Source organism: Streptomyces sp. NPDC002306 (assembly GCF_053593435.1).
This window is the reverse complement of record NZ_JBSFCK010000153.1, coordinates 1-1,044: the sequence shown is the minus strand read 5'-3', so window position 1 is coordinate 1,044 and position 1,044 is coordinate 1. Positions and strand designations below refer to the sequence as shown.

Sequence of the window (1,044 nt, the reverse complement as noted above, 5' to 3'; positions counted from 1 at the left end):
ACCACCACACCGGCGAAGTGGAACCCGGCGCCCACCCGACACGAGAACCGGGCCCTCACCCTGCCCCCGACCCGAAAAACCCTCACCACACAGACACACAGTCCCCGTCAGCAAGCTGACGGGGACTCATGAACGATCGAGGCTAGGGATGGCCGAAGCCACCTTCCTCTTTATCCTCTTGGATCCATATACCCATAACCCAATTCCCCGTTTCTGCTATCTGCGAGATACCTGAAGCCGTAAAGAGATCTCCCGGATCGGGCGTAAGTGCAATCTTAGCCAGCTCACCTGCATCCAGGGAGGCGAGTCCACCATGAACATAGGAAGCGGGATGCGTATCATAAGCAAACTTCCCGAAGGCATCACTATTTCTCTCAAGTTCGGCAAATTCTCGCGGATTATTATCCCGCCGACTTTCCATGGCTGCCTGAAGATTCAGGAAGGTGTCATCCACCCATCGCTTCCCTCGTTCGCCGAGTTGCGGTTTCAGTTCATCAGTAAAGCGGTGCGCATACTTGTCTCCATAATTGAGATAGTAGTCGGGGAGTGGCAATCCTGGATTTCGGCGCTCGAAATCTTGTGCACGTTCTTTATAGTAATCTATGTATGGAATTTTCTCCCGTAGCGAGACTGGCTCTTCTTCGCTTTTGACGTCCACTACGCTTTTAATTTCCATTACGCTTTTGCCGTCCGTGCTGCCCGGAACAGGCTTTCCCGTGCGGGCATCCGCGGCCGCGCAGTCGGAATTGAGTTCTTGGCAGTCGGTGGGGGTAGTGAGCAGGTCGGTTTCGGCTTTGATGTATATGCCGGCATCGGAGGCGAGGGTGGTGGCGTTGTTCATGGTGGTAAAGGTGCCACTGTGGCCGCCGTAGCCGGGGTCGCTGTAGCCGTAGCCGCCGTCGTCGCCGGGGGTGTAGTCGTCGCTGCTGCTGTAGTCGCTGCCGGCACTGGTTGCTTCGGTGGGGTCGTAGCCGGTGGGGTCGGTTTTGTTGGTGGGGTTGTTTTGGACGTAGCTGTAGGGGTTCCAGGATTGGGAGTAGTCGG

Annotated in this window: 1 protein-coding gene; it reads right to left on the bottom strand. The window is 56.4% G+C overall.

What is annotated here, in order from left to right; translation table 11 throughout:
* Positions 1–142: 142 nt before the first annotated feature.
* On the bottom strand, positions 143–1,044 hold a 902-nt coding region (locus tag ACWCQK_RS42560; protein ID WP_451164640.1), incomplete at its 5' end, for a hypothetical protein.